Here is a 1,936-nt window from a genome sequence, read left to right as displayed (position 1 = left end):
TCGAAGTGATCACCCCAGCAGGCCAGTTCGAGACCGTCGTAACCGAAATCCCGGGCCAGACGGCAGACCTCTTCCAGGGGGAGGTCGGCCCACTGACCGGTGAAGAGCGTGAACTGTCGTGGCATCTCCTGGACCCTCCTCAGACAGCTACGGGCGTGTAGACAGAGTTCTTCTCGGCACTCTCCTCCACCGCGGCCAGCACACGCTGCACCTGCAACCCGTCGGCGAAGGAGGGTTCGGGGCGGTGGCCCTCGGCGATCGCGTGGACGAGGTCGCGGGCCTGGTGGACGAAGGTGTGCTCGTAGCCCAGGCCGTGGCCCGGCGGCCACCAGCCCTCCAGGTAGGGGTGCTCGGGCTCGGTGACGAGGATCCTGCGGAACCCCGCTGTGGCGGGGGGCTCCCGGTGGTCGTGGAAGGCCAGTTCGTTGAGGCGTTCCAGGTCGAAGGCGAGCGAGCCGGACTCGCCGTTCAGCTCCAGCCGTAGGGCGTTCTTGCGGCCCGTAGCCATCCGGGTCGCCTCGAACACGGCGAGCGCCCCCGAGGACAACCGGCCGATGAAGACGGCTGCGTCGTCGACCGTGACCGGCCCTCGCCGGGTGCCGCCGGAAGCGGTCAGACCGGTCGAGGCGCCGTCGAGGCGCGGGCGTTCCTCGACGAAGGTCTCCATCTGGGCGGAGACGCCGACGAGTTGCTCCCCCGCCAGGTACTGGGCCAGGTCGACGATGTGCGCGCCGAGGTCTCCGAGCGCTCCCGACCCGGCGTGCTCCCGTTGCAGTCGCCACGTCAGCGGGAAGTCGGGGTCGACGAGCCAGTCCTGGAGATAACTGACCCGCACATGGCGCAGCGTGCCGAGCCTGCCGTCGGCGATGAGCCGACGGGCGTAGGTGAGGGCGGGTACGCGCCGGTAGTTGAAGCCCACCATCGCCAACTGGCCGCGCTCATGCGCCTGTTCCGCGGCCGCGACCATGGCCTCCGCCTCAGCGACCGAGTTGGCCAGCGGCTTCTCGCACAGCACGTGCTTGCCCGCCTCCAGCGCCGCGATCGCGATCTCCGCATGGCTGTCGCCCGGTGTGCAGATGTCGACGAGTTGGACGTCGTCGCGGGCCACGAGGGCACGCCAGTCGGTCTCCGTCGCGGCCCAGCCGTGCTTGTCGGCGGCCGCCCGCACGCCGTGCGCGTCGCGGCCGGCGATCGCGGCGAGAACCGGCCGCAGCGGCAGGTCGAAGACGTGACCCACGGTGCGCCACCCCTGTGAGTGCGCGGCGCCCATGAACGCGTAACCGACCATCCCCACACCGAGTGCCGGCGCTGCGGTCCGACCGTCCCTCTGTTCCATACGGATTCCTCCTCGTCGGAGTGTCACTGACTCGTCGCTGTCTTCGCGGGCGGCGTCTTCGCGGGGCGCTTGGCGTCTTCGCGGGGCGCGCGGCCCGGCCCGGTCAGATGAAGCCGGTCGGCAGGTACTGGTCGACGTTGTCCTTGGTGACCACGGCCGAGTAGAGCGTCAGCGAGGACGGGATCTCGAACTCGGCGAGGCCGCCGATGCCCTTGCCCTGGCCGAGCGCCCGGGCGAGGTCGATCGCGGAGGCGGCCATCGTCGGCGGGTACAGGACGGTCGCCTTGAGCACGCTGTTGCCGGCCTTGATGGCGTCCATGGCGGACTTGGCGCCCGCGCCGCCGACCATCAGGAAGTCGTCGCGTCCGGCCTGGTCGATGGCGCGCAGCGCGCCCACGCCCTGGTCGTCGTCGTGGTTCCACAACGCGTCGAACTGCGACTGGGCCTGGAGGAGTTGGGCCATCTTGGCCTGCCCGGACTCGACCGTGAAGTCGGCGGCCTGGCGGGCCACCTTCTTGATGTTCGGGTAGTTCTTCAGGCCAGGCGGCGCCAACTGGTCGCCGACGCGCTGGAGTCGGTGGACCTCGCGGACGCCGCCGG

Annotated in this window: 2 protein-coding genes and 1 pseudogene; all 3 read right to left on the bottom strand. The window is 70.5% G+C overall.

The features are described 5' to 3' along the window. A pseudogene (locus ABZ896_RS52625) lies at nt 1-125 on the bottom strand (sugar phosphate isomerase/epimerase); the annotation flags it as partial. A 14-nt stretch (nt 126-139) separates the two neighbouring features. Continuing rightward, nucleotides 140-1,336: a Gfo/Idh/MocA family oxidoreductase gene (locus tag ABZ896_RS52620; protein ID WP_360946620.1), complete on the bottom strand. Its 1,197-nt coding sequence runs from the start codon at nt 1,334-1,336 to the stop codon at nt 140-142. Nucleotides 1,337-1,439: 103 nt separating this feature from the next. Further along, nucleotides 1,440-1,936: substrate-binding domain-containing protein (locus tag ABZ896_RS52615; RefSeq protein ID WP_360946617.1), on the bottom strand; the 497-nt coding region annotated here is incomplete at its 5' end.

The sequence above is a fragment of the Streptomyces sp. NPDC047072 genome, assembly GCF_040643855.1.
Taxonomy (GTDB): Bacteria; Actinomycetota; Actinomycetes; order Streptomycetales; family Streptomycetaceae; genus Streptomyces.
This window is presented reverse-complemented; position numbering and strand designations above follow the sequence as displayed.

What these genes read in the sequence shown, in the direction of transcription:
- ABZ896_RS52620 (WP_360946620.1), bottom strand. Translation starts at nt 1,336, where the DNA reads ATGGAACAGAGGGACGGTCGGACCGCAGCGCCGGCACTCGGTGTGGGG.